We start from the raw sequence: 24,648 nt of genomic DNA, 5'->3' as shown, positions 1-24,648 counted from the left end.
ATGTCGACGAAAAACCTTCACCCTCAGACTACGCCTGCGGGCGACAATGAGATCGATCTGGTTCGCTTGTTTTTCGAACTGCTCGATCACTGGAAACTGATTGCCGGTGTGACCATGCTGTTCACGCTGTGCGCGCTGGCATACGCTCTGTTTGCCACGCCCGTTTACCAGGCAGATGCGCTGGTGCAGGTGGAACAAAAGCAGGGGAATGCGCTGCTGGACAGCCTGAGTCAGGATTTTCCCGGTTCATCGCCGGATTCCGCACCGGAAATCGAACTCCTGCAGTCGCGCATGATTCTGGGCAAGACCATTGATGATTTGAGCCTGCGTAACGTCGTGGCGCAACGCTATTTCCCGCTGGTGGGCCGTGGCTGGGCGCGGCTGACGGGGGAAATCCCCGGTCGGCTTGCATTGCGCGGGATGAGTATTCCGCGCCGTGAGGGGCGCGCGGAGCGGATCGTGCTGACGGTGGAAGACAGTGCGCATTATCGGCTGGAAGGCGCGGATTTCTCTGCCACGGGCGTGGTGGGTGAACTGCTCGTTCAGGGTGAGCTCGCTCTGAACGTGTCGGAGATTCAGGCCGCGTCCGGAACCGAATTTATGCTAACGCAACTGACTGAACTGGAAGCGATTAACGCCCTGCAACGGCGTTTTTCGGTGAAAGAGCGCGGCAAAGACAGCGGCATGCTGGGGCTGACCATCACCGGGGACGACCCGGATAACATTGTGTGTATTCTTAACAGCATCGCCAGTAACTATCTGCAGCAGAATATCGCTCGCCAGGCGGCGCAGGATTCAAAGAGTCTGGAGTTTCTGCAGGCGCAACTGCCGCAGGTGCGTAGCGAACTGGATCAGGCGGAGAGTAAACTCAACGCCTACCGTAAACAGCAGGATTCGGTCGATCTTAACCTTGAAGCCAAAAGCGTGCTTGAGCAGATCGTCAATGTCGATAACCAGTTGAACGAGTTGACCTTCCGCGAAGCGGAGATTTCCCAACTCTACAAGAAAGATCACCCGACCTACCGCGCGTTGCTGGAAAAGCGCCAGACGCTTGAGCAGGAGAAAACGCGCCTCAACAAACGCGTGTCGGCGATGCCGCAGACGCAACAGGAAGTGCTGCGTCTCAGCCGGGATGTTGAGTCTGGCCGCATTGTGTATCTGCAACTGCTTAACCGCCAGCAGGAGCTGAGCATTGCCCGCTCGAGCGCGATTGGTCACGTCCGCATCATAGATCCGGCGATGGCCCAGCCGGAACCCATCCAGCCGAAAAAAGCGCTGATTGTGATTTTGGGTCTGCTGCTGGGCCTGTTTTTCTCTATGGGGCTGGTGCTGCTGCGCACATTGTTGCGCCGGGGAATTGAATCACCCGAGCAACTCGAAGAGCAGGGGATTAACGTGTACGCCACCGTGCCGTTGTCAGAGTGGCTGGTGAAGAAAGCTCAGGTGCGGCGCAAGCATTTTTTCTCATCGCGCTTACGTCACCACACCCGCAACGTTCCGTTTTTACCGGTCGATAATCCGATCGATCTGTCGGTCGAGGCAATCCGCGGTCTGCGCACCAGCCTGCATTTCGCGATGATGGAAACCACCAGTCATATCCTGATGATCTCCGGCGCCACGCCGGACAGTGGTAAAACATTCGTCAGCACGGCGCTGGCGGCGGTAATTGCGCAGTCTGACCTGAAAGTCCTGTTTATTGATGGTGATATGCGCCGGGGATACGTCCACGACATGTTTGACATCAGGAACGAGGTCGGCCTGTCAGAGGTGCTTTCCGGTCAGGTGGAAATGACAGAGGCTGTGCAGCGGTTTCACAAAGGGGGATTTGACGTGATCACCCGCGGCCAGATTCCCCCCAACCCGGCAGAGCTGCTGATGCGCGCCCGTTTCCGCCAGCTCATGACCTGGGCCAACGAACATTACGACATGGTGATTATCGATACGCCGCCGATCCTCGTGGTGACCGATGCCGCCGTGATTGGCCGCTCAGCCGGCACCAGCCTGGTTGTTGCGCGCTTTGGCCTGAATAGCGTCAAAGAGATCAGCGTCTGTGTGCAACGCCTGGAGCAGAGTGGGATCAATATCAAAGGAGCGATTCTGAACGGCGTGGTCAGGCGCGCCAGCGATTATTATGGCTACGGGTATAACCAGTACGGATATCGGTATACGGATAAGGATTAAGGGGATTTCATGTGTTTTGCGAGCAGCATTCCGGATCTGTACTCTGCTCCGCTTGCCGTCATGAAACCGCTTGCGACCTGTAACCGATAACAGTATCTTTCCTCCGCACCTGCAAAATCAGGTGTCGGGATTGGAACCCTGGAATAGTGTTACAGGCGACACATGACGCGCCAGCGTCTTTTTTGTGTCGTGCGCACGGCTACACTCCAATGGTGGGCTGGGCGGGGGCACCGCAAGGTGCGCCGGTTTCCTGTAACGCCGGTAGTTCCAACCTCGTTCAGTCCACCACCAATGAGATTGGAACCTCTGGTGGTGGGTATACACCCGTTACAGGAGGCTGCCACGATGGCTACGATCCCTGCCCAGACTCACCCGTTACTTTCTGTTCCTTTCAGCACGCGGACGGATTTCACTGTCCTTGCCGATCACTGTGAAAAATTCGCCGAAACCCTGATTGAAAACGACGATCCGGCGCTGAAAATGGCGCTGTGCGCGCGCCTCAGCGCGTGCCTGACCTTGTTACAACCAACGCTGAACGACCCTGTGCCGCACCATCTGCTTGAAAGTCTGACGATTGATACGCTTCCACCCCTGAAACCCGCGTTTGACCCCGATTCTGAGTTGCTTTGTGATTATTGTCTGACGCTGGCAAAACTGCTGTCCGGGCAGGTACTGGTACCCGAGATAGAAAAGACCTTAACCGGCTTACTGTGTGAACTGGTCTGGTTCTTCGCGGCGGATACTAAAAAACCGCGCTGGATACGGACGAGTGAAGGGGTGATGTCGGTTGAAGAGGTGATATGGATACGATGTTAACTTTGTAATGCCAGACCTCCCTGATAATGGGGAGGTTTTAAATTTTCATTTGGAAGGTTTGGCTGTAATGAATATAAAAATAAAAACAATGACAGCAAATATTCCGGTAGCTTCTATGGCGAATGAGGGAAATAAATTAACTGCAAACATCAGAAATATAAGTATGATGATTGCAGGTAAATACGTTCTTACAAAGAATGAACTCTGGGATCTTAGTAATTTTTTCAGAAAGTTGATCATGTTATTTCATCATGTTGGAAATTATATTCACTATCTGAACATCTGAGAAAGATTGATGTTGAAAGGCTCGTGCTTTTATGAACACAGGTTCCACAATAAAATACATCATATCTAACTTTCTGAGAGAGAGAGCGTTGTAGTATATTGGGCTTTGAAGCTTAAGCCTGTCCGCGCTTTCCGCTGCTTGTTGTACATAACCATAAAGCCCTGCAACACCTACTACACCGCCCGCCAGAGCGCGAACTCTTCCAACAACAACAGGGCTAAATCCCAGACCCAGGCAAACCGAAGAGGTGATCCCGAATGTGAAGGATTCAGCTGTCAAGCTATTGGCGGAAACGTTTAACCCCATCTGAATCAATTGTTCCTTTATAAATTCCAGTTGCTGATATGTTTTATATTTGAATATTTCTTTGAAATATATACTCATCAAATCGTAAACAATCTGGCGATCCCTGATTAACTGATATAGCCCCTCAGCAAAACGTGCATCCTCGAACTTTAACTTCGAACAAACATCCTGATAGTTATCAGTAAAACATGAAGTATAATAAGTCAGGCGTGTAGCACCATCTTCTATTCTGGCAATTGACTCTAAAATCTGATCCTTAACACCAACAACTGCTTTGTCGAGCAGCAATGCCATCAATTTATCCGCTTGTATTTCGTTAATAATCAAATTACTCTCATACATACCTTTTCTCTGTGGTTAATCAGTGTCCTCAGTGCAAAAAAATAACATGGATAGTTTGGAATGGAAAATAAAATTTTGCATTGCTAAGGTGATATTATTGAAGGAGTGTATTAAATTGGCTCTAATATCAATTTGAGTGATGGCTTGATTACTAATGATGGTCAGCCGGGAGTGGAAGTGGGCGCCTGTCATTAATGATTACAACTGTCTGATTGAAAGGTGATTACAATAGCCGTGGTGGTTCATTTTGCTTATGCCGTGCATAGTGAAGTATGTTCTATATGAGAGTTTCCAACCCACTACAGAATGGAATAATATGGGGGGCTGATTTGATTTTTTTTTTGTTCGGTTGCTGATAGTTCATAAAGAGTTATTTCACCGGGATATATTTCAAAGAAACTATTTTTCGTTATTTCTATATTTTTTTCACGAGCTACCCCTTCAACTCTTCAATGACATTGGCTTCTCGCCGCCCGGTGGTAAATAGTGGTGCCCGGACTCGGACTAACGCCGAAGGCGTTGAACAGCGCGCTTGCGCGCTGGCCCCGAAGGGGTGAGCCGCGAGCGGCGAATAATCGAACGACGTTCGATGGAGAGTCCGTACCTCAGAAAGCAAAAAACCAGCCCTAAGGCTGGTTTCTCTAAATAGTGGTGCCCGGACTCGGAATCGAACCAAGGACACGGGGATTTTCAATCCCCTGCTCTACCGACTGAGCTATCCGGGCAACGGGGCGCATTAAACCGTAATCAGCGCCCCTCGTCAACCCAAATTCAGCAAAAACAGCGCGTTTGCTTAACTTTGCGGCAGTTTGGCCGCAAACCGCGCATTTCAGGTAAGGGCACCGCTCTGGCGGCATTGGGCAAAGCGTAAAATGTCTTCTGCAAGACGTTGTGCGGTGTCGACATCCGCCTGGCTGCGGTTCACCAGCATCCGGCTTAAACAGCCTTCCAGAATGAGTTCCATCTGCTTTGCGACCATCGCCGGGTCATCGACTTCAAGCTGAGTCAGTAACTCATGCGTGTAGTCATGCGCGGCGCGTTTTTGCTGATCCGCCAGTTGATGGATAGGGTGTTCAGGATCCGGGTAAAACGTACAGGCGGCGATAAACAAACAGCCCGGATAACGGTGGTTGCTGACACACTCGGTCAGCGCGGCGTAGCGCGCCAGCAGTTTTTGCTCAATGCTCAGCTCTTCATTCAAGAGCAACTGGCGCTGCCAGGTTTCCACTTGCTGGCTGAGGTAGCGCAGCGCGTCATACAACAGCGCTTCTTTGTCTGGCCAGAAACGCATGAGCGCGTCGAGCGGGTAGTTAACGCGGTCGGCCACCATTTCGAGCGAGGTGTTGGCAATCCCTTGTATTTCAAGTAATTGCAGGGCTTCTCCCAGCACATCTTCACGTTGCACGGCACATTCCTCCCTATATCTCACTCAAAGTGTCGTTTACTGAGGCAGTTTCTGCAAATGCGCGCGAAAGGCCTCAGCGTCCATAAATCCGGTCACGCGCTGTCCGGTCAGTTCCTTTCCGGCTCCGTCAAAGAACAAAATGGTGGGAAGCCCGAGTACCTGTAAATGGCGGAGCAGTGCTGCGTCCTGCGGCGTGTTTTTGGTCACGTCCGCCTGCAGCAGAACTGTGTTTTCAAGCGCTTGCTGCACGGATTTATCACTGAAGGTATATTTCTCAAACTCTTTGCAGGCCACGCACCAGTCGGCGTAGAGATCCAGCATGACGGTTTTGTCCTGCGCCTGAGTTAGCGCCTGGTTGAGATCCTCAACCGTGCTGATGCGCGTAAAGTTCAGGTGCGCCTGCTGCTGAACGGTGGACGTCCCGAACGCCCAGTCCTGCAACGGACGCGCGCCAACCAGCGCCGCCGCCAGCAGCAAAATTTGCAGGACGCGGACCCACGGTTTGCTGATGCTGAGCGAGGTAATAAACGCCCAACCGAAGAAGGCGATGCCGAGTATCGACCACAGCCGCAAGCCCCAGACCTCACCAATGACGCGTTCGAGCAGGAAAACCGGCAGGGCGAGGATCACAAAGCCAAATGCGGTTTTGACATGCTCCATCCACGGACCGCTTTTCGGCAGCAGACGGTTGCCAAACACAGTGACCAAAATCAGCGGTAGCCCCATGCCGAGCGCATACAAATAGAGTGTGCCGCCGCCGAGCCACAAATTCCCGCTCTGGGCGATATAGAGCAGAATCGCGCTCAGCGGCGCGGTGGTGCACGGCGAGCAGATAAGCCCGGCAATGGCACCCATCGCAAAAACGCCACCCAGAGAGCCACCCTGACGGCGGTTGCTCATCAGCGTTAAGCGAGTTTGCAGCGCTGAGGGCAGTTGCAACGTGAACAGGCCAAACATCGACAGCGCCAGCAGGATAAACACCACCGACAACCCAATTAACACGTAAGGGTGTTGCAGCGCCGCCTGAAACTGAAGCCCGGCCGCGGCGACGACCAGCCCGAGCAGGGTGTAGGTCAGCGCCATTCCCTGCACATAAACAAACGCCAACAGCAGCGCGCGAGCGGTAGAAAGGCGTTCTTTGCCGCCGAGCACAATCCCGGAAATCAATGGGTACATCGGTAGCACGCAAGGGGTGAAGGCGATACCAATGCCGATAATCAACGCCCACAAGGCGGAGAAGGGAAGTTCAGTCTTCACCGCCGGTTGCGGTTGCGTGCTGGCGGGCGGCGTGGCGGACAGCGGCGCCACTTCGCTCAACGGCACTTTTTTAGTCTCTGGCGGATAGCAAAAACCGGCATCGGCACAGCCCTGATACGTGACCGTGAGCGTACCGCCTTTCGCGGCCTGAGTGAGGGTTAGCGGCAGATTCAACTGTTCGCGGTAGATTTCGCTTTTGCCGTAGAACTCATCTTCATGCCACTCACCGGCAGGCAATTGCGGCGGCGCGATACTGGCGTCGGCCGGCTCGATGTTGATCTGTTTGCGATAGAGGTAATAACCGTCTTTTATCTGCCAGGAGAGCGTCAGGTCGTGCTGGTTCTGCTGAAAATCAAAGGCGAACGCCTGATCGGCAGGTACAAACTGAGAACGGCCGGGCGCATCGAACAGCCCGGCAAAAGTGGACGTGCTGCACAGCAGCAGGATCAGCGTAAAGATGCGTTGAGCCATGAGAGGTAATCGTTATCTCCGTGGGTGACGGGCAAAACCAGTAATTCAGGGGTTTGATACGGGTGATGAGATTTCAGGCAATCCAGCAGCGCCTGCTGATGTTCCGTGTTGGTCTTCAGCAGCATCTGAACTTCGTATTCCTGCTCAAGTTTTCCTTCCCAGTAGTACAGCGACGTGGCGCCTGGCAGCAGCGTAACGCAGGCAGCCAGCTTTTCAGTTAACACCTTCGCCGCCAGATCCTGCGCGGTGGCTTCATCGGGGGCAGTGCAGAGAACAACTACGACAGCAGTACCATGGCTTTCACCGGGCATAGACACCTCATCAGAGCGAACAGCCTGAAAAAGAACAGGAGATTACTATACCAGCGAGAGAGGAAAACGACTAAGCGGTGACGTGTAAAGCTAAGAAAACGGGACGCCGGAGCGTCCCGTAGGGGTGAGATTACAGCATGAAGCTTCCCAGCAGGAAGCCGAAGCACACGGCGAAGACCACGCCCATGGTGCCAGGAATAAAGAACGGATGGTTAAAGACAAAGCGTCCGATACGGGTCGTCCCGGTGTCGTCCATCTGTACCGCCGCGACCAGCGTCGGGTAAGTCGGCAGAATGAACAGACCGGATACCGCTGCGAAAGACGCCACTGCCGTCAGCGGAGTGACGTTCAGCGCCAGCGCCATCGGCATCAGTGCTTTAGCCGTTGCTGCCTGAGAATAGAGCAGCGCGGAAGCAAAGAAGAAGATCACCGCCAGCAGCCACGGATGGCCCTGAATCACAGTACCCGCTGTGTCTTTGATCCAGTCAATGTTGTTGGAAACGAACGTATCGCCCAGCCACGCCACGCCCAGGATACAAATACAGGCGCTCATACCGGCTTTAAAGGTACTGGAGTTCAGGATGCTGTCGGTTTCCACGCCACACAGAATGGTGGTCAGGGTTGCCACGCTCAGCATGATGATAAGGATAGCGTTGGTGGTGTTCATCAGCGGCGTTGCCACCAGTCCGAGGCTCGGGCTGTTGATAATCGCGTAAATGACCACACCGACCACACCCAGCAGGAACAGCAGTACGGAGAGTTTCGCGCGCGGTTTGATAACCAGCTCTTTTTCGCCACGCAGTTCAATCAGCCCTTCTTCCAGGCGCTTCAGATACACCGGGTCGTCAGACAGTTTAGAGTTGAACAGGATGGTGACCAGGAAGGACATCAGCAGCACTGCCAGCAGCGTGGACGGAATGACCACGGACAGTAAATGGATGTAGCTGATGCCATGACCTTCCATGACGGAAGACATATACACCACAGCCGCGGAGATCGGCGATGCGGTGATAGCGATCTGCGCCGAAACCACTGCGGTGGAGAGCGGACGGCAAGGTTTAATCCCTTGCTCCTTCGCCACTTCAGCGATAACCGGCAGCGTTGCCAGAGAAATATTACCAGTACCGGCAAAAATCGTCAGAAAATAGGTGACGATCGGCGCCAGAATAGTAATGTATTTGGGATTTCTACGAAGAAGTTTTTCAGTCTGATTAACGAGGTAATCAAGACCCCCTGCCACTTGCATTGCCGAAATAGCCGCGATAACGGCCATGATGATGGAAATAACGTCAAACGGGATGTTCCCCGGTTTCACGCCGATGGCCGCCAGGACTAAAACCCCTAGTCCTCCTGCGTAACCTATGCCAATTCCCCCCAGCCGGGCGCCGACAAAGATTGCCGCTAACACGATGATGAGTTCGATGACTAACATAACTGCTTCCTTGATTGTTGAGCGTTGGATAATTAAATGTTGTGTTTTAGTATCCAATAAAAGCGAGAAAGGCATGTCATTTCTGACATGCCTCTCTCATTTTACTCTGAACTAAAATTACTGTTCATTTTCGTCTGTATAACGTTTTGCTTTGTATGCCGGATGCATCAGGTTCTGCGGAGAGAAGATGTCATCCAGTTCGGCTTCGGTCAAAAGACCGCGTTCCAGCACCACTTCACGGACGCTCTTACCGGTTTCGGCACAGATTTTACCGACAATGTCGCCATTGTGGTGACCGATGAACGGGTTGAGGTAGGTGACGATACCGATAGAGTTGTAGACGAAACCTTCGCACACCTCTTTGTTCGCGGTAATACCGTTAATGCATTTTTCCAGCAGGTTGTAGCAGGCGTTGGTAAGGATGTGAATGGATTCAAACATCGCTTCGCCAATCACTGGCTCCATCACGTTCAACTGCAGCTGACCGGCTTCAGAGGCCATGGTGACGGTCGTGTCGTTACCGATAACTTTAAAGCACACCTGGTTGACCACTTCCGGCACCACCGGGTTCACTTTCGCTGGCATGATAGAGGAGCCTGCCTGCAGTTCCGGCAGGTTGATTTCGTTCAGACCCGCACGCGGACCCGAAGAGAGCAGGCGCAGGTCGTTACAAATCTTGGACAGTTTCACCGCCAGACGTTTCAGCGCACTGTGAACCATGACATAAGCGCCGCAGTCAGACGTGGCTTCAATCAGATCTTCTGCCGGAATCACCGCCAGGTTGCTGACTTCGGCCAGCTTTTGCACCGCCAGGTGCTGATAGCCATCCGGCGTGTTCAGACGGGTACCGATCGCCGTTGCGCCGAGGTTAACTTCCAGCAGCAATTCAGAGGTACGCAGAATGTTTTTGGTCTCTTCGTTCAGCAGAACGTTAAAGGCGTGGAATTCCTGACCGAGGGTCATCGGTACCGCATCCTGCAACTGGGTACGACCCATTTTGAGGATGTCCTGGAATTCAACGGCTTTATTCTGGAAACCATCGCCCAGTTGATTCACCGCGTCGACCAGTTTGAGAATGGACGCGTAAACCGCAATACGGAAGCCGGTCGGGTACGCATCGTTCGTCGACTGGCATTTGTTGACGTGATCGTTCGGATTCAGGTACTGGTATTCACCTTTCTGGTGTCCCATCAGTTCCAGACCGATGTTTGCCAGCACCTCATTGGTATTCATGTTTACGGAGGTTCCTGCGCCGCCCTGGTAGACGTCAACCGGGAACTGATCCATGCATTTTCCGTTATTCAGAACTTCGTCACATGCGGCAATAATGGCGTTCGCGATGCCTTTAGGAATGGTGTGCAGTTCCTTGTTAGCCAGCGCAGCGGCTTTCTTAACCATCACCATGCCACGTACAAACTCAGGAATGTCGCTGATTTTGCTGTTGCTGATGTAGAAGTTTTCAATCGCTCTCAGAGTGTGGACCCCATAATATGCGTCCGCTGGAACTTCCCTGGTGCCCAACAAATCTTCTTCGATACGAATGTTGTTTAACATGTGAACCTTCTTTTTCAAGCTGCCAATGAATTCACCAAACACACAAAATTAATGAGACTATGTGCGTTTTCTGACCGACGATTATTTCCTTAATCGGTCTGGTGCCCACGATCATATGCTGATGATAGCGAATTGCAGTAATCTGGATCACTTATTGTGGCTTGTTTCGCATAAGAATCATTAATCTGTGAAATGAGTCACCGCTTTATGATTTTCGGCAAAAATAACGTTGCGAACCGCTTGAAATCCGCCACTTCACCACCACTACAAGTCAATGCGAATCGCAAACCCATACCGGCAGTGGCGACATCGCCCCTATTTTTAAAGGAGAAGCCAGTGCGCTGGATACCGTTTATTGCCTTCTTTCTCTACGTTTACGTTGAGATATCTATTTTTATCCAGGTGGCCCATACCCTGGGCGTCCTGCTGACGCTGGTGCTGGTGATTTTCACTTCCGTGATCGGGATGTCGCTGGTGCGTAACCAGGGCTTCAAGAACTTCATGCTGATGCAGCAGAAAATGGCGGCGGGTGAGAGCCCGGCAGCAGAGATGATTAAAAGCGTGTCGATCATCATCGCTGGTCTGTTACTGCTGTTGCCGGGTTTCTTCACCGATTTCCTGGGGCTGCTGCTGTTGCTGCCGCCAGTACAGAACCATCTGACGGTGAAACTGATGCCTTACCTGCGTTTTTCCGCGATGTCCGCTGGCGGTTTTAGCGGCGGAAATGACGGAGGAAACACCTTTGAAGGGGAATATCAGCGCAAAGATGACGATCGCGATCGCCTCGACCATAAAGACGACCGCTGACAGTAACTGCCCGGCACTCAGCCGGGCATTTTTATACGCTTCGGTAACACGAACCACAGCACGACCAGCATGATAATGGCGTAGAGACTCTTCCAGCCCACCATCACCAGTAACAGCAGACACAGCGCGCCGCCAACCGCCGCCAGCAGTTTGTATTTCCCTGTCAGCAGCCGACACCCCGCCACCATGCACAGCAAATAGATGATGATAAAAATACCGTTGGCGTAGACGATGAGCGCATCGAGATTGATTTTCAGCCAGTAGACGCAGAGCGAGCTCAGCGCGCAGCAGGCCAGCACAGCGTTCAGCGCGTTGATCGGCAGATGCCGACGGGAGAGCCTGGCGAGGCGGCTTTGCGGTGAGTACATCGCCTGCGACCACACCAGACGGGCGAAGCTTTGAATATAAATGTTCAGGCTGGCGAAGCAGGCGAGATACCCGATCACGCAGGCAATCCACAAGGCCTTAACGCCGAACAGGTCAACGACAATTCCCGGAAGCGAGGCCGCCGCCGCGCGATCCGCGCTATAAGCGTTGAAATGCAGCACGACGACCGTACAGGCCCAGTAAACGGTGCCGGCCAGCAGCAGGCCGATCATCAGCGCACGCGGGAAGTCCCGCTCCGGGTTTTTAAATTCCGACGCCAGATGCGCGAAGGCTTCCAGCCCGACAAAGCACCAGAACATCACCGACAGGGCGGAAAACAGCTGCGGGACGTTGATTTCATTGACCGCCGGGAAGGGGATCGCCGCGACGGAAAGACCGCCGGAATACCAGATGGCGGCGATGAGCGCGACGATGAGCACAGCGACTACCGTTTGCAAATTGGCGCTGGAGCTGGCGCCGCGAGAGCCCACCCACCAGACAATCGCCAGCGTGCCGAACTCCGCAAACAGCAGTTGCTCATCATGCCAGCCAAACAGCGCCTGACCAAAGCCAGTAGCGATGTGCAGGGCAGCCGGTAAACCGACAGGAATGACCGAGAGAAACAGCCAGCCGGTGACCCTTTCCAGACGAGGGCCGAACGCCAGCCCGACGAAGTGCGCCACGCCGCCGGCGCTGGGAAAATGACGTCCGAGAATAGCGAACACAATGGCGACGGGGAAAACCAGAACGATAAGCACCGGCCAGGCCCACAGGCTGTTATCCCCGGAAACCAGTGCCGCCAGCGCCGGAACAGCAAAAACGCCGGTCCCCAACAGCGATGTTGCCAGCAAACCAATCCCTTGCGCGAGACCAAGCTCCTGCTTTAATCCACCCATGCTAATCGACCACCCAGGTCCTGCAAAAAACAAAGAAGATAAAGCGTATCACATCCCATTGGCCTCAGGCTTTAAGCGGATATTTCTTTCTTCAGTGCAATGAAATGGGATCTCTGAAACATTAAGAAAAATTTTTTTCCTGTTGCCCCTTGAAGGCCTAAAAACTTATCCCCATCTCTCTGGTCACTAGCCGGAAAACCGTTTACGGCCCGGCGCCATCCATAACTGATAATGACTTTCTCAAAGGAGAGCTATCAATGAGTATTCGTCCGTTACATGATCGTGTGATCGTCAAACGTAAAGAAGTTGAATCTAAATCCGCTGGCGGCATCGTTCTGACCGGTTCTGCAGCAGGTAAATCAACGCGTGGCGAAATCATCGCTGTCGGTAAGGGCCGCATCCTGGAAAATGGTACTGTGCAGCCACTGGACGTTAAAGTCGGCGACATCGTGATTTTCAATGATGGCTACGGTGTGAAATCTGAGAAGATCGACAATGAAGAAGTGTTGATCATGTCTGAAAGCGACATTCTGGCAATTGTTGAAGCGTAATTCCGCACGAGAATTTGAGGAAATAAGAACATGGCAGCTAAAGACGTAAAATTCGGTAACGACGCTCGTGTGAAAATGCTCCGCGGCGTAAACGTACTGGCAGATGCAGTGAAAGTTACCCTCGGCCCGAAAGGCCGTAACGTGGTTCTGGATAAATCTTTCGGTGCACCGACCATCACCAAAGATGGCGTTTCCGTAGCACGTGAAATCGAACTGGAAGACAAGTTCGAAAACATGGGTGCACAGATGGTGAAAGAAGTTGCCTCTAAAGCGAACGACGCTGCAGGCGACGGTACCACCACCGCTACCGTTCTGGCGCAGGCCATCATCGCAGAAGGTCTGAAAGCCGTTGCGGCGGGCATGAACCCGATGGATCTGAAACGTGGTATCGACAAAGCCGTCGTTGCTGCGGTTGAAGAACTGAAAGCACTGTCCGTACCGTGCTCTGACTCTAAAGCCATCGCTCAGGTAGGGACTATCTCCGCGAACTCCGACGAAACCGTAGGTAAACTGATCGCAGAAGCGATGGACAAAGTCGGTAAAGAAGGCGTGATCACCGTTGAAGACGGTACTGGCCTGGAAGACGAACTGGACGTAGTTGAAGGTATGCAGTTCGACCGCGGTTATCTCTCTCCTTACTTCATCAACAAGCCGGAAACTGGCGCCGTAGAACTGGAAAGCCCGTTCATCCTGCTGGCTGATAAAAAAATCTCCAACATCCGCGAAATGCTGCCAGTGCTGGAAGCTGTTGCGAAAGCAGGCAAGCCGCTGGTGATCATCGCTGAAGACGTTGAAGGCGAAGCACTGGCGACGCTGGTGGTTAACACCATGCGCGGTATCGTGAAAGTGGCTGCGGTGAAAGCACCGGGCTTCGGCGACCGTCGTAAAGCGATGCTGCAGGATATCGCTACCCTGACTGGCGGTACCGTCATCTCTGAAGAGATCGGTATGGAGCTGGAAAAAGCGACCCTGGAAGATCTTGGCCAGGCTAAACGCGTTGTGATCAACAAAGACACCACCACCATCATCGATGGCGTGGGCGACGAAGCGGCTATTCAGGGCCGTGTTGGTCAGATCCGCAAACAAATCGAAGAAGCGACTTCTGATTACGACCGCGAAAAACTGCAGGAGCGCGTAGCGAAACTGGCAGGCGGCGTTGCTGTCATCAAAGTTGGTGCAGCGACTGAAGTGGAAATGAAAGAGAAGAAAGCACGCGTTGACGACGCCCTGCACGCGACCCGTGCGGCGGTAGAAGAAGGCGTGGTTGCCGGTGGTGGCGTGGCGCTGGTTCGCGTTGCAGCGAAACTGGCTCACCTGACTGCTCAGAACGAAGATCAGAACGTCGGTATCAAAGTTGCGCTGCGCGCAATGGAAGCGCCGCTGCGTCAGATCGTGTCCAACGCCGGTGAAGAGCCGTCTGTTGTGGCGAACGCGGTAAAAGCGGGTGAAGGTAACTACGGTTACAACGCCGCTACTGAAGAATACGGCAACATGATCGACTTCGGTATCCTGGATCCAACCAAAGTGACCCGTTCTGCGCTGCAGTATGCGGCCTCTGTGGCTGGTCTGATGATCACCACCGAGTGCATGGTGACCGACCTGCCGAAAGGCGATGCGCCTGACTTAGGTGCTGCTGGCGGTATGGGTGGCATGGGTGGTATGGGCGGCATGATGTAATCATGCCCCCCTCGCACCCGGCATCCTTCAGGCTGCAGATGCGTTGGGTGCTCACTCTGTCACAGAGAATTGAAAAACCCCCGGTCAGAAATGGCTGGGGGTTTTTCTTTTGGTCATCTTTTTAGTATAACGTTCAACACGGACAAGTTGTGTCCAGCTCATTGATAACGAGGAATAACATGCGCGTAAAAGTCTGTGCAGGGATCGTCGGTGCCGCGTTGCTGCTGGCAGGTTGCAGTTCCAGCAGTGAACTGACCGCAGGCGGGCAGAACGTTCGCTTTGTTGAAGATAAACCGGCGGCGGATTGTCAGCTGTTAGGAACGGCGACCGGTAAGCAGAGCAACTGGCTCTCTGGTCAGCATGGCGAAGAGGGCGGCTCTATGCGCGGTGCGGCAAACGCGCTGCGTAACCAGGCCGCGGTAATGGGCGGCAATGTGATTTATGGCGTCAGCAGCCCGACGCAAGGCATGCTCTCAAGCTTTGTGCCGACCGACAGCGAGATGATTGGTCAGGTTTATAAATGCCCGAACTGATTTTTGGGTAATGCAGATGCTGCGCCCTCTCACGCTTGAGGGCGCATCGGTTACTGTTCGCCGTTAGTTTTGCGGAATGCTGGCCCGCAGGTGATGCAGTGCGCGTAAACACTGCTCCAGACTCAATGCCTGTTGTGGCGTGTGAGGGATGGCGCGAATAAAGACCTGACAGGCACGACCTTTCAGTTTACTCAGCCGTGGGCTGAAATTCATCAACCGGCGTGATATCGCTTTTGCCTCTTCGGAATCCGGGTTGCTGCGCGTTTTAATGACTGCGCCGCAGGTGAAGTCTTTGCCCTCATGATCAGAAAACCGGTATATCAACGCCAGATAGTGGCTGAACAGCGTCTGTTTCCAGTCGGGTTGATCGTAGCTGTCATATTCCAGTTCGCCCGTTTCACGGCAATCCACATCATATAATGGCAGGAAATCGAGTAGCGAGGAAAGGCGTATCGCCAGTTCATGCATTCCTGCATTATTAATCGCCTGAACGATGGCAATGACCAGCAGTTCAATTTGTGTTTCTTCAACGCATAATTGCGTTTGCGCTTCGTCATTCATCGTTAACGTGAATAATAAACGGCTTTCACTATTTTCTGTCAACGCGACAGATTCCACACGCCGTGAAATATCCGCCTGCGCAAGCTCTGGCCCGGTCAGTTCAGGAATATGGCCGTGCATCTTCTTCACGGCGCTGCGTTTTGCTCTTTCCAGCTGCTCCTGCGGCAAGCCGGTAAGGCTGGCGTGCTGAAAGAGACGGTGTTCGAGCGCAATCAACACGTCTCTCAGAACCAGCGGCGGAAAGAAAAATATCGCCTCTTTATTTCTTTGATATTTAACTTTGAGCGCAAGAGCCAGAAAGTTATTATCGTGACGAATAACACCAGTGTTAATTCCTTTTATCATGAGCAGCATGGTTACTCCCTGAACATTATTTAAATAAATAATGTAGGCGTTATATATAGATTAAATTAATGAAGTGATACTGTATTACAGTGACGGTAAAATAGCATATTGAAGCGGGATGCAAAATAAATTCATGGAAGAATTTCCCATGAATTTATTTTTGCAAAAAGCAGTGGGTGGTTATTGCTGGCGAAGCTGGAGATCGAGCGGCGTTTTGCTCGGCTCTCCGCCGATTTCCCGCGCCAGTCTTGGCACCATGTAGCCTGAGACCAGCGTCAGCAGTTCGCGGACGATACGGCGGGCTTCGTCATCGCTGACCAGGAAGTGCGCGGCGCCCTGTACTTTATCGAGCACATGAAGGTAATAGGGCATGACACCCGCATCGAACAGCGCGTTGCTGAGATCGGCCAGCGTTCTGGCGTTATCGTTCACGCCGCGCAGCAGCACGCTCTGGTTCAGCAGCGTCACCTTCGCTTCGCGCAGTCGGGCCATTGCGGCACGGAACGTATCGTCAATTTCGTTGGCGTGGTTAATGTGGTTGACCAGCAATATCTGCAGCGAAGAGCGTGCAAAGCGGGCCGTGAGCGCGTCCGTAATGCGCGCAGGAATGACCACCGGCAGGCGCGAGTGAATGCGTAAGCGCTTCACGTGCGGGATCGCCTCCAGTTGTGTCAACAGCCAGTCCATTTCATGATCTTTCGCCATGAGCGGATCGCCGCCGGAGAAAATGATCTCATCCAGCTCCGGGTGAGACTCAATATACGCCATCGCGGTCTGCCAGTTGCGCTTGTTGCCCTGATTGTCGGCGTAGGGAAAGTGCCGACGGAAACAATAACGACAATTTACCGCGCAACCGCCTTTTACCAGCAGCAATGCCCGGTTCTGGTATTTGTGCAGCAGTCCGGGAACTACGCTGTGTTGTTCTTCCAGCGGATCGGTGGAGAAACCAGGGGCGGCGACAAACTCCTCTTCTGAGGTAAGTACCTGACGCAAAAGCGGATCGTTGGGGTTTCCCTTCTCCATGCGGGCGATGAACGCACGCGGAACACGCAGCGGGAACAGGCGTTTTGCGTCCCGTCCGGCCAACAACTGTGCATCAGCGTCTACATTTAAAAGACGCAGAAGTTCATCCGGATTGGTTACAACATCGGCAAGTTGCGATAACCAATCTTCTCTGGAAAGGGTGTTTAGGGTTACAATGTCTGCCATTTTTTGGCTAAGCTACCAAGTTTTCAAATTCAGAGGGCCTTATGGCGACTTACTATAGCAACGATTTTCGTGCCGGTCTTAAAATCATGATGGACGGCGAACCTTATGCGGTCGAATCCAGTGAATTCGTGAAACCCGGTAAAGGCCAGGCATTTGCGCGCGTTAAACTGCGCCGCCTGCTGACCGGTACCCGCGTAGAGAAAACCTTCAAGTCTACTGATTCTGCCGAAGGCGCAGACGTTGTCGATATGAACCTGACCTTCCTGTACAACGACGGCGAATTCTATCATTTCATGAACAACGAGACTTTCGAGCAGCTGGCTGCAGATGCGAAAGCCGTTGGTGATAACGCAAAATGGCTGCTGGACCAGGCTGAGTGTATCGTGACCCTGTGGAACGGTCAGCCTATCTCCGTGACCCCGCCGAACTTCGTCGAGCTGGAAATCGTTGAGACCGATCCTGGCCTGAAAGGTGATACCGCAGGTACCGGCGGCAAACCGGCAACCCTGAGCACCGGCGCTGTGGTGAAAGTGCCGCTGTTCGTCCAGATTGGCGAAGTCATCAAAGTGGATACCCGTTCTGGCGAATACGTATCCCGCGTGAAGTAATTCATGTGATGTATTATCAGGCGTAGCCCCGTGCTGCGCCTGACCCCTCTCATTCTCCTAAAATCTACGCCTTTCTCTTTCTTTTCCGGGATTTTGTCTATGCTTATAAGGCACAAATAACACGGGCTATAAAAGGAAGATATTATGGTTAAGAAAACAATTGCAGCAATCTTCTCTGTTTTAGTGCTTTCTTCACTCTTGACTGCATGTAATACAACGCGCGGCGTCGGACAGGATATTTCTGAAGGCGGGAGCGCGATCTCTGGTGCGGCGACGAAGGCGCAGCAGTAGTACCGGCAGCAAGCGGTGCGGCGGTTCTGCCGTGCCGTTATCCTCTTCTTTCGGCGGCGGAAAGAAACGGTGAAAACCGGTTCTCGACCTTCAGTTTGAGCCGAATATTGCGTTTATAGGTATAGACCGTTTTCCCGTTGATGTTCAGCATCCGGGCAATGGCACCGTGGCTCGTTCCTTCCATCCACAACGACAGCACTTTCTCTTCCTGCCGCGTCAGCAGCGGGGCAACGGTGCGTGCATGGTTAATACCAGGGCTTGAGCGTAACGCGCCATCCACAATGTTCATCATATCGGTCAGGGCGATTTTCTTGTCGAGGATCGCCCATGAGGCGTCGTGCAGATCTGTCGACGTAAAATCATCGTACTGCAACAGCACCAGCCGCGAGCGGGGAGAGGAGCTACGGATCAGTGAAGAGATCAACGGGATCTGATGGCGCTCGGCCGCAAAACCGCTGAGGTCGGCAATAATTAAATGCGGCTGCCAGCCTTCAATATGTTCTTTTGCCAGCAATAAACTGCTCAGGCTGGTGATGGAAAGCGGGGCCGCAAAAGCATTGACCTGCATCAGCCAGGATTCCAGCCCCTGACGGCTGAAGTGGCATCGATCAAGTAATAGAATCTTGTACATTCTGGCTTCGTAATGAAATGAATGAGGCTGACTGACGAAGTTTCCATCATAAAGAAGTCGATGCGGAATAAAGGCGGAATCTAAGCCGCTAAACAGGCCCATTTCCGGGTATAACGCTAAAATTCCGTGACTTAAGTCAAACGTCTTGAATCTCTGCGTTCACGAGGTAAAATGAACCACTTCAACCACCTTACGGGACGACCCGTAAGCGTATCTCATTACGGGGACGGCCCCACACTGGAGCCACTATGTCCTGGTTAATTCTTGTTGTTGCAGGTCTTCTTGAAGTCGTCTGGGCCGTCGGCCTGAAATATACTCATGGTTTTAGTCGATTCGTGCCGAGCGTCATCACCGCCGTGGCGATGATTACCAGCGTCGCGCTGCTCTCCTGGGCGATGAAAACGCTGCCGGTCGGTACGGCATATGCGGTCTGGACGGGCATTGGCGCAGTCGGCGCGGCAATCACTGGCATCATCCTGCTTGGTGAATCCGCAAGCGTGGCGCGCATCGCGAGCCTGGTGTTGATTGTCGCCGGGATTATCGGCCTGAAGCTCAGTGCGCACTAAGGCGTCTGTCTTACCCAGATAAGCTTACTCACATCAAAACCCTGCCGGGTCGCGACATCCAGCATCTGCTGTTTCATCTCTGTTGATATGGTGGGCGTGCGGGCGAGGATCCACAAATAGTCGCGATCCGGTCCACAGACCAGCGCATGCTGGTAGGTGTTATCCAGCGCAATGATGTTATAGCCGCCATAGAAGGGGCCAAAGAAGGACACCTTCAGCGCGGCTCTGTCCGGCGATCCGGTGAAATATGCCACGCCATCGGTTTTTTGCCACATGCCGCGGTCCGGGTTATATCCCTTGTTGATCACGTTCAGCCCGCCGTCATTGCGCAGACTGTAAGTCGCGGTGACCTTTTGCAGGCCGCTTTCGAAACGGTGATCGAGACGGGCGATTTCATACCAGGTGCCGAGGTAGCGCTGGGCGTTGAAGGGGGCGACGACAGTGACGCCAGGCGGTGGTGTCGGGTTACTACAGGCAACAACCAAAAACGCAACGGCAACGGACATGATGGCAGAGAGCACACGCATGATTTCTTCCTTGCGAGGTTTTTAGCTAAGTGTAGAACGCAATAGGGAAAAAAGAGGTGATGGCAGAAGAAATTTGCCCTCTTACTGCGACGTAAGAGGGCAGGGAGATTACAGGAAGATCACGCCGACCAGCGTCACTACCGTCAGGATAGCGGCCAGACCGTAGAAGACCCATTTGCCGCTTGGCACATGGATTTTCAAATCGTGCATTGCGTGATGGATACGGTGTAAACCGCACCACAGCGGCAGCACGATCATCACGAACAGGAACACGCGACCGATAAAGCTCTGAGCAAACGCCAGCACGCGCTCATAACTCAGCGCATCGCCCGGAAAGAGTCCCAACGGAAGCAGGATCCCCACCAGCAGCACCATCACCGGTGCAACAATGGCGCTCCACATGCCGCCTGCGCCGAACAGACCCCAGAATACGGGCTCGTCAGAGCGTTTTGGATTTGGATTGATCACGTTAGCCTCCTTACCAGTACAGGGTGACAAGCAGCACGACAACGGTGACCACCGCCGTTACCACCCAAAGCCCTTTAATGATCGGCTCTGGCCCCATTTTTTCATCTTTTACGATAATATTCGCCGCTTTTGGCGCCAGTTCGAACCAGGTTTTGGTGTGCAGCAATGCGCCAGCCAGGGCGATGAGGTTAAGGATCACCACCACCGGGTTTTGCAGGAAGCCCACGAAACCTGCCCAGGATTCAGGACCGTTTTTCAATGCGAACAGGCCGTAAATCAGGACAATACTGAACCAGACTGCCGGTACCGCCGTCCCTTCACGCAGCATATAGAAGCGATAAAACGGCAGATTTTTCCACCAGGTGGACGGCATCGGCCGTACATAGGCTTTGCGTTTAGTCGTCATAATGCACTCCTTAGCGTGGTTTCAGGGTGGCGATAAGAAAGTCTTTCGAGCTTTCCACTTTACCCTGCTGAATGGCGGCAGCCGGATCGACGTGCTTCGGACAGACTTCAGAGCAGAAGCCCACGAAAGTACAGCTCCATACGCCGTTCTGACTGTTAAGCTGCGCCATACGCTCCTTCTTACCGTGGTCGCGGTTGTCTTCGTTGTAACGATGCGCCAGGGTAATCGCCGCCGGGCCGATGAATTCTGGATTCAGGCCAAACTGCGGGCAGGCGGCATAGCACAGACCACAGTTGATGCAGCCGGAGAACTGGTGATACTTCGCCATCTGCGCCGGGGTCTGGGTGTTTGGCCCTTGATCCGGCGTACGCGGGTTGCCGATGATGTACGGCTTAATCGCTTCCAGACTTTCGATAAAGTGAGTCATATCGACCACCAGATCGCGTTCAATCGGGAAGTTGCCCAGCGCTTCGACTTTCAGCCCTTTCGGGTAGTCACGCAGGAAGGTTTTACAGGCCAGCTTCGGCACTTTATTGACCATCATGCCGCAGGAACCACAAATCGCCATACGACAGGACCAGCGGTAGCTCAGATCCGGTGCCAGGTTATCTTTGATGTAGCCCAGCGCGTCCAGCAGCGAGGTCTGCTCATCGTAAGGCACTTCATAGAAAGCGCTGTGTGGTGCGGAGTCCACTTCCGGGTTATAACGCACCACCTCAACTTTCAGGTTTTTCATCTCAGCCATTCGCCGTCTCCTTCTTCTCGGCTTCTTCCGCTTCTGCACCGTATACGCGTTTCGCCGGTGGCAGAGTGGTGATTTTCACGTCGCTGTAATCCAGGCGGGTTGTCCCGTCAGCATCGCGGAAAGCGAGGGTATGCTTGAGGAAGTTGACGTCGTCACGCTCGGTACAGCCTTCGTCGAGACGCTGATGCGCGCCGCGTGACTCTTTACGCGCCAGGGCGGAGTGCGCCATACACTCGGCAACATTCAGACCGTGGCCCAGCTCGATGGTGTACAGCAGATCGGTGTTGAAGACGCTGGAAGTATCGGTGATGCGAACGCGCTTGAAGCGCTCCTGCAGCTCCGCCAGTTTGTCGACGGTTTTCTGCATCAGTTCCGGCGTACGGTAGATACCGCAACCTTCTTCCATGGAGATACCCATTTCGTCGCGGATCTTCGACCAGTTTTCGTTGCCTTCCTGGTTGACCAGCGCTTTCAGACGGTTTTCGACGTCAGCGACCTGCGCATCAAGCGCCGCGCTGTTGGCCGGGCCTGCGGTTGACGCACGCTCCATCGCCTGTTCACCGGCCAGACGGCCAAACACCACCAGCTCAGCCAGCGAGTTGGAGCCCAGACGGTTGGCACCGTGCAGACCCACGGACGAACATTCACCGACGGCGAACAACCCTTTAATGCGGCTTTCGCAATGCTGGTTAGTTTCGATACCGCCCATAGTGTAATGCGCGGTCGGGCGCACCGGAATCGGCTCTTTAACCGGATCCACACCCACATAAGCTTTTGCCAGTTCACAGATGAACGGCAGACGCTCAAGCAGTTTCTTCTCACCGAGATGGCGAAGGTCGAGATGCACAACGTCACCGCGCGGTGTCGGAATGGTGTTGCCTTTACGCCACTCGTGCCAGAACGCCTGAGACACTTTGTCGCGCGGGCCGAGTTCCATGTATTTGTTCTTCGGCTCGCCAAGCGGGGTTTCCGGGCCCATGCCGTAATCCTGCAGATAACGGTAGCCGTTTCTGTTAACCAGGATACCGCCTTCGCCACGACAGCCTTCCGTCATCAGGATCCCTGAACCCGGCAGGCCGGTCGGGTGATACTGAACGAATTCCATGTCGCGAAGCGGAACACCGTGGCTGAGCGCCATGCCCATACCATCGCCGGTCACGATGCCGCCGTTGGTATTGAAACGATAAACACGACCCGCACCACCGGTGGCAAGCACCACGGCGTTCGCGCGAATCTGCACCAGCTCGCCTTCCATCATGTTCATCGCGACCAGACCGCGGGCCTGACCGTCATCAACCAGAATGTCGAGAACGAAGTGCTCGTCGAAACGTTGGATCTGCGGGAACTGGAGAGAGGTCTGGAACAGGGTATGAAGCATATGGAAGCCGGTTTTATCAGCGGCGAACCACGTACGTTCAATTTTCATACCACCAAAGCGACGCACGTTGACAGAACCGTCAGGGCGGCGACTCCACGGACAACCCCATTGCTCAAGTTGGGTCATCTCGGTCGGACAATGATGGACAAAGTAATCCACGACATCCTGTTCACAAAGCCAGTCGCCACCAGCAACCGTATCGTGAAAATGATACTCAAAGCTATCGTGATCCTGCGCGACCGCTGCAGAACCGCCTTCAGCGGCTACCGTATGACTGCGCATGGGATAGACTTTTGAAATCAGAGCGATTTTAGCGTTAGGATTTGCCTGAGCTGCTGCAATAGCAGTCCGTAATCCCGCTCCGCCAGCGCCTATTACGGCAAGATCGGCTTGAAAGGTTTGCACGACATTCCTCCAGTTTATTGTTTTTTCGCAATGCGCTTAACCAAAGGTAGTTCATCGGTAACAAGCCGCCATTGCGAAAGCGTATCCACTACTCCTTTATGGGACGGCAGTATAACCGCATGGCGACAGGGGAAATTTGATGCGTTCGATTTTTTTGGGGATCTGTGCGGGTATTTATCACACCTTTTGATGAATTTCGTACGGAAATCACCTGCACTTATGGATTGGCCCACCTTCGCTGGACAAAATTTGTCTCCCCGGACGGTTGCGAGTAGACTTCGTGCCCTTAACACCAACCGGAGAAAAACTCATGAGCGAGACGGCAACCTGGCAGCCGAGCGCATCCATCCCTAACCTGTTAAAACGCGCAGCAATTATGGCGGAAATTCGACGCTTCTTCGCTGATCGCGGCGTGCTGGAGGTGGAAACGCCCTGTATGAGCCAGGCAACGGTCACAGACGTTAACCTGTTCCCGTTTGAGACCCGTTTCGTCGGCCCCGGGCATTCGCAGGGGATGAGCCTGTATCTGATGACCAGCCCGGAATATCACATGAAGCGTCTGCTGGCCGCAGGCTGCGGGCCGATATTCCAGCTTTGCCGGAGTTTCCGCAACGAAGAAATGGGCCGCCACCACAACCCGGAATTCACCATGCTGGAGTGGTATCGTCCACATTTCGACATGTATCGTCTGATCAACGAAATTGACGATCTGTTGCAGCAGGTTCTTGAATGTTCACCCGCGGAAAGTCTCTCCTATCAGCAGGCGTTCCAGCGTCATCTGGAAATCGACCCGCTCTCGGCGGATAAAACGCAGTTGCGCGAAGCGGCGGCGAAACTCGATCTGAGTAATATCGCCGACACCGAAGAAGACAGGGATACATTACTGCAACTGTTGTTTGTCACCGGGGTTGAACCGCACATTGGTCAGGATCGCCCGACGGTGATCTACCACTTCCCGGCAAGCCAGGCGTCTCTTGCGCAGATCAGTACGGAAGACCACCGTGTCGCCGAGCGCTTCGAGGTCTACTACAAAGGGCTGGAACTGGCGAACGGTTTCCACGAACTGACCGATGCGCGCGAACAGCAGCAGCGTTTTGAACAGGATAACCGCAAGCGCGCCGCACGAGGTTTACCGCAGCAACCGATCGACCACAACCTGCTGGACGCGCTGAGTGCCGGTATGCCGGACAGCTCCGGCGTGGCGTTAGGTGTGGATCGTCTGGTCATGCTGGCGCTGGGCGCCGACACCATCGGCGATGTCATCGCGTTTACGGTCGACCGCGCGTAATTGTGGTTGTTTTACCCTCTCCCTGGCAG

26 protein-coding genes and 1 tRNA gene are annotated in these 24,648 nt (G+C 53.6%); 11 read left to right on the top strand and 16 right to left on the bottom strand.

Annotated features, from left to right (window positions below; all coding sequences use genetic code 11):
• The 3 genes from etk (at position 1) to QMG90_RS20185 (ending at position 2,997) form a co-directional block, all read left to right on the top strand.
• Positions 1-2,181 carry a tyrosine-protein kinase gene (gene etk, locus QMG90_RS20195; protein WP_283281450.1) on the top strand — a complete coding sequence of 727 codons (2,181 nt, stop codon included), beginning with the start codon at positions 1-3 and terminating at the stop codon, positions 2,179-2,181.
• A 209-nt stretch (positions 2,182-2,390) separates the two neighbouring features.
• Positions 2,391-2,615 (top strand): ash family protein, encoded by a 225-nt coding sequence (locus QMG90_RS20190; protein ID WP_283281449.1) that lies wholly within the window; start codon positions 2,391-2,393, stop codon positions 2,613-2,615.
• Entirely contained in the window at positions 2,527-2,997 is a 471-nt protein-coding gene (locus tag QMG90_RS20185; protein ID WP_283281448.1) for a hypothetical protein, read from the top strand. Before QMG90_RS20190 ends, QMG90_RS20185 begins: the two co-directional genes overlap by 89 nt.
• Positions 2,998-3,238: 241 nt before the next feature.
• On the opposite strand, the gene QMG90_RS20180 is transcribed toward QMG90_RS20185, so the two are convergent.
• From QMG90_RS20180 to aspA, 7 genes are all read right to left on the bottom strand, one after another.
• Complete coding sequence (locus QMG90_RS20180; protein ID WP_283281446.1) at positions 3,239-3,931, bottom strand: hypothetical protein; 693 nt, start codon at positions 3,929-3,931, stop codon at positions 3,239-3,241.
• 649 nt (positions 3,932-4,580) lie between these two features.
• Positions 4,581-4,656 (bottom strand) — tRNA-Phe (locus QMG90_RS20175).
• 104 nt (positions 4,657-4,760) lie between these two features.
• Entirely contained in the window at positions 4,761-5,336 is a 576-nt protein-coding gene (locus QMG90_RS20170; RefSeq protein WP_283281443.1) for a transcriptional regulator, read from the bottom strand.
• A gap of 36 nt (positions 5,337-5,372) precedes the next feature.
• Entirely contained in the window at positions 5,373-7,064 is a 1,692-nt protein-coding gene (locus QMG90_RS20165; RefSeq protein WP_283281440.1) for a protein-disulfide reductase DsbD, read from the bottom strand.
• Positions 7,040-7,375 carry a divalent cation tolerance protein CutA gene (gene cutA, locus QMG90_RS20160; RefSeq protein ID WP_283281439.1) on the bottom strand — a complete coding sequence of 112 codons (336 nt, stop codon included), beginning with the start codon at positions 7,373-7,375 and terminating at the stop codon, positions 7,040-7,042. Before cutA ends, QMG90_RS20165 begins: the two co-directional genes overlap by 25 nt.
• Positions 7,376-7,505: 130 nt before the next feature.
• Complete coding sequence (locus QMG90_RS20155; protein ID WP_283281437.1) at positions 7,506-8,807, bottom strand: anaerobic C4-dicarboxylate transporter; 1,302 nt, start codon at positions 8,805-8,807, stop codon at positions 7,506-7,508.
• A 117-nt stretch (positions 8,808-8,924) separates the two neighbouring features.
• Positions 8,925-10,361 carry an aspartate ammonia-lyase gene (gene aspA, locus QMG90_RS20150; RefSeq protein WP_283281435.1) on the bottom strand — a complete coding sequence of 479 codons (1,437 nt, stop codon included), beginning with the start codon at positions 10,359-10,361 and terminating at the stop codon, positions 8,925-8,927.
• Positions 10,362-10,697: 336 nt separating this feature from the next.
• Between aspA and QMG90_RS20145 the strand changes: the two genes are divergently transcribed.
• On the top strand, positions 10,698-11,168 hold the full coding sequence (locus QMG90_RS20145) for an FxsA family protein (RefSeq protein ID WP_283281433.1): 471 nt from the start codon (positions 10,698-10,700) through the stop codon (positions 11,166-11,168).
• A 17-nt stretch (positions 11,169-11,185) separates the two neighbouring features.
• Here QMG90_RS20145 and yjeH read toward each other — a convergent pair whose 3' ends face one another.
• A complete protein-coding gene (gene yjeH / locus QMG90_RS20140) occupies positions 11,186-12,430 on the bottom strand; it encodes an L-methionine/branched-chain amino acid transporter (RefSeq protein WP_283281431.1) in 1,245 nt (414 codons plus the stop codon).
• Between the two features lie 257 nt (positions 12,431-12,687).
• On the opposite strand from yjeH, the gene QMG90_RS20135 reads away from it, so the two are divergent.
• From QMG90_RS20135 to QMG90_RS20125, 3 genes are all read left to right on the top strand, one after another.
• Complete coding sequence (locus QMG90_RS20135) at positions 12,688-12,981, top strand: co-chaperone GroES (protein ID WP_013367964.1); 294 nt, start codon at positions 12,688-12,690, stop codon at positions 12,979-12,981.
• Positions 12,982-13,011: 30 nt separating this feature from the next.
• Positions 13,012-14,658, top strand: coding sequence for a chaperonin GroEL (gene groL, locus QMG90_RS20130; protein ID WP_049857140.1), 1,647 nt, complete (start codon positions 13,012-13,014; stop codon positions 14,656-14,658).
• A gap of 179 nt (positions 14,659-14,837) precedes the next feature.
• Positions 14,838-15,191: a DUF4156 domain-containing protein gene (locus QMG90_RS20125; protein ID WP_283281427.1), complete on the top strand. Its 354-nt coding sequence runs from the start codon at positions 14,838-14,840 to the stop codon at positions 15,189-15,191.
• A gap of 63 nt (positions 15,192-15,254) precedes the next feature.
• Here the strand turns inward: QMG90_RS20125 and yjeJ are convergent, their stop codons facing one another.
• Positions 15,255-16,106, bottom strand: coding sequence for a YjeJ family protein (gene yjeJ, locus QMG90_RS20120; protein WP_283281426.1), 852 nt, complete (start codon positions 16,104-16,106; stop codon positions 15,255-15,257).
• Positions 16,107-16,277: 171 nt separating this feature from the next.
• A complete protein-coding gene (gene epmB, locus QMG90_RS20115) occupies positions 16,278-17,306 on the bottom strand; it encodes an EF-P beta-lysylation protein EpmB (protein WP_283281425.1) in 1,029 nt (342 codons plus the stop codon).
• Between the two features lie 41 nt (positions 17,307-17,347).
• Here epmB and efp point away from each other — a divergent pair, with 41 nt between their 5' ends.
• Both efp and ecnB read left to right on the top strand, forming a co-directional pair.
• A complete protein-coding gene (gene efp, locus QMG90_RS20110) occupies positions 17,348-17,914 on the top strand; it encodes an elongation factor P (RefSeq protein ID WP_054179685.1) in 567 nt (188 codons plus the stop codon).
• Between the two features lie 144 nt (positions 17,915-18,058).
• Positions 18,059-18,205 (top strand): lipoprotein toxin entericidin B, encoded by a 147-nt coding sequence (gene ecnB / locus QMG90_RS20105; protein WP_038156326.1) that lies wholly within the window; start codon positions 18,059-18,061, stop codon positions 18,203-18,205.
• A 37-nt stretch (positions 18,206-18,242) separates the two neighbouring features.
• Here the strand turns inward: ecnB and QMG90_RS20100 are convergent, their stop codons facing one another.
• Positions 18,243-18,836 (bottom strand): helix-turn-helix transcriptional regulator, encoded by a 594-nt coding sequence (locus tag QMG90_RS20100; RefSeq protein ID WP_283281424.1) that lies wholly within the window; start codon positions 18,834-18,836, stop codon positions 18,243-18,245.
• Between the two features lie 248 nt (positions 18,837-19,084).
• Here QMG90_RS20100 and sugE point away from each other — a divergent pair, with 248 nt between their 5' ends.
• A complete protein-coding gene (gene sugE / locus QMG90_RS20095) occupies positions 19,085-19,402 on the top strand; it encodes a quaternary ammonium compound efflux SMR transporter SugE (protein WP_283281423.1) in 318 nt (105 codons plus the stop codon).
• Here the strand turns inward: sugE and QMG90_RS20090 are convergent.
• From QMG90_RS20090 to frdA, 5 genes are all read right to left on the bottom strand, one after another.
• Positions 19,399-19,929, bottom strand: a complete 531-nt coding sequence (locus QMG90_RS20090) for a lipocalin family protein (protein ID WP_283281422.1) — start codon at positions 19,927-19,929, stop codon at positions 19,399-19,401. The genes sugE and QMG90_RS20090 overlap by 4 nt on opposite strands.
• A gap of 108 nt (positions 19,930-20,037) precedes the next feature.
• A complete protein-coding gene (frdD, locus tag QMG90_RS20085; protein ID WP_054179682.1) occupies positions 20,038-20,397 on the bottom strand; it encodes a fumarate reductase subunit FrdD in 360 nt (119 codons plus the stop codon).
• A gap of 10 nt (positions 20,398-20,407) precedes the next feature.
• Positions 20,408-20,803 carry a fumarate reductase subunit FrdC gene (frdC, locus tag QMG90_RS20080; protein ID WP_283281419.1) on the bottom strand — a complete coding sequence of 132 codons (396 nt, stop codon included), beginning with the start codon at positions 20,801-20,803 and terminating at the stop codon, positions 20,408-20,410.
• Between the two features lie 10 nt (positions 20,804-20,813).
• The gene (locus QMG90_RS20075) at positions 20,814-21,548 is read right to left on the bottom strand and encodes a succinate dehydrogenase/fumarate reductase iron-sulfur subunit (protein WP_038156317.1); all 735 of its coding nucleotides are present in this window, start codon (positions 21,546-21,548) and stop codon (positions 20,814-20,816) included.
• Positions 21,541-23,331 carry a fumarate reductase (quinol) flavoprotein subunit gene (gene frdA / locus QMG90_RS20070; protein WP_283281417.1) on the bottom strand — a complete coding sequence of 597 codons (1,791 nt, stop codon included), beginning with the start codon at positions 23,329-23,331 and terminating at the stop codon, positions 21,541-21,543. The genes QMG90_RS20075 and frdA overlap by 8 nt, the downstream gene beginning before the upstream one ends.
• Positions 23,332-23,641: 310 nt before the next feature.
• On the opposite strand from frdA, the gene epmA reads away from it, so the two are divergent.
• Positions 23,642-24,619 carry an elongation factor P--(R)-beta-lysine ligase gene (gene epmA, locus QMG90_RS20065; protein WP_283281416.1) on the top strand — a complete coding sequence of 326 codons (978 nt, stop codon included), beginning with the start codon at positions 23,642-23,644 and terminating at the stop codon, positions 24,617-24,619.
• Positions 24,620-24,648: the final 29 nt, after the last annotated feature.

The sequence above is a fragment of the Trabulsiella odontotermitis genome, from assembly GCF_030053895.1.
Classification (GTDB): domain Bacteria; phylum Pseudomonadota; class Gammaproteobacteria; order Enterobacterales; family Enterobacteriaceae; genus Trabulsiella; species Trabulsiella odontotermitis_C.
This window is presented reverse-complemented; position numbering and strand designations above follow the sequence as displayed.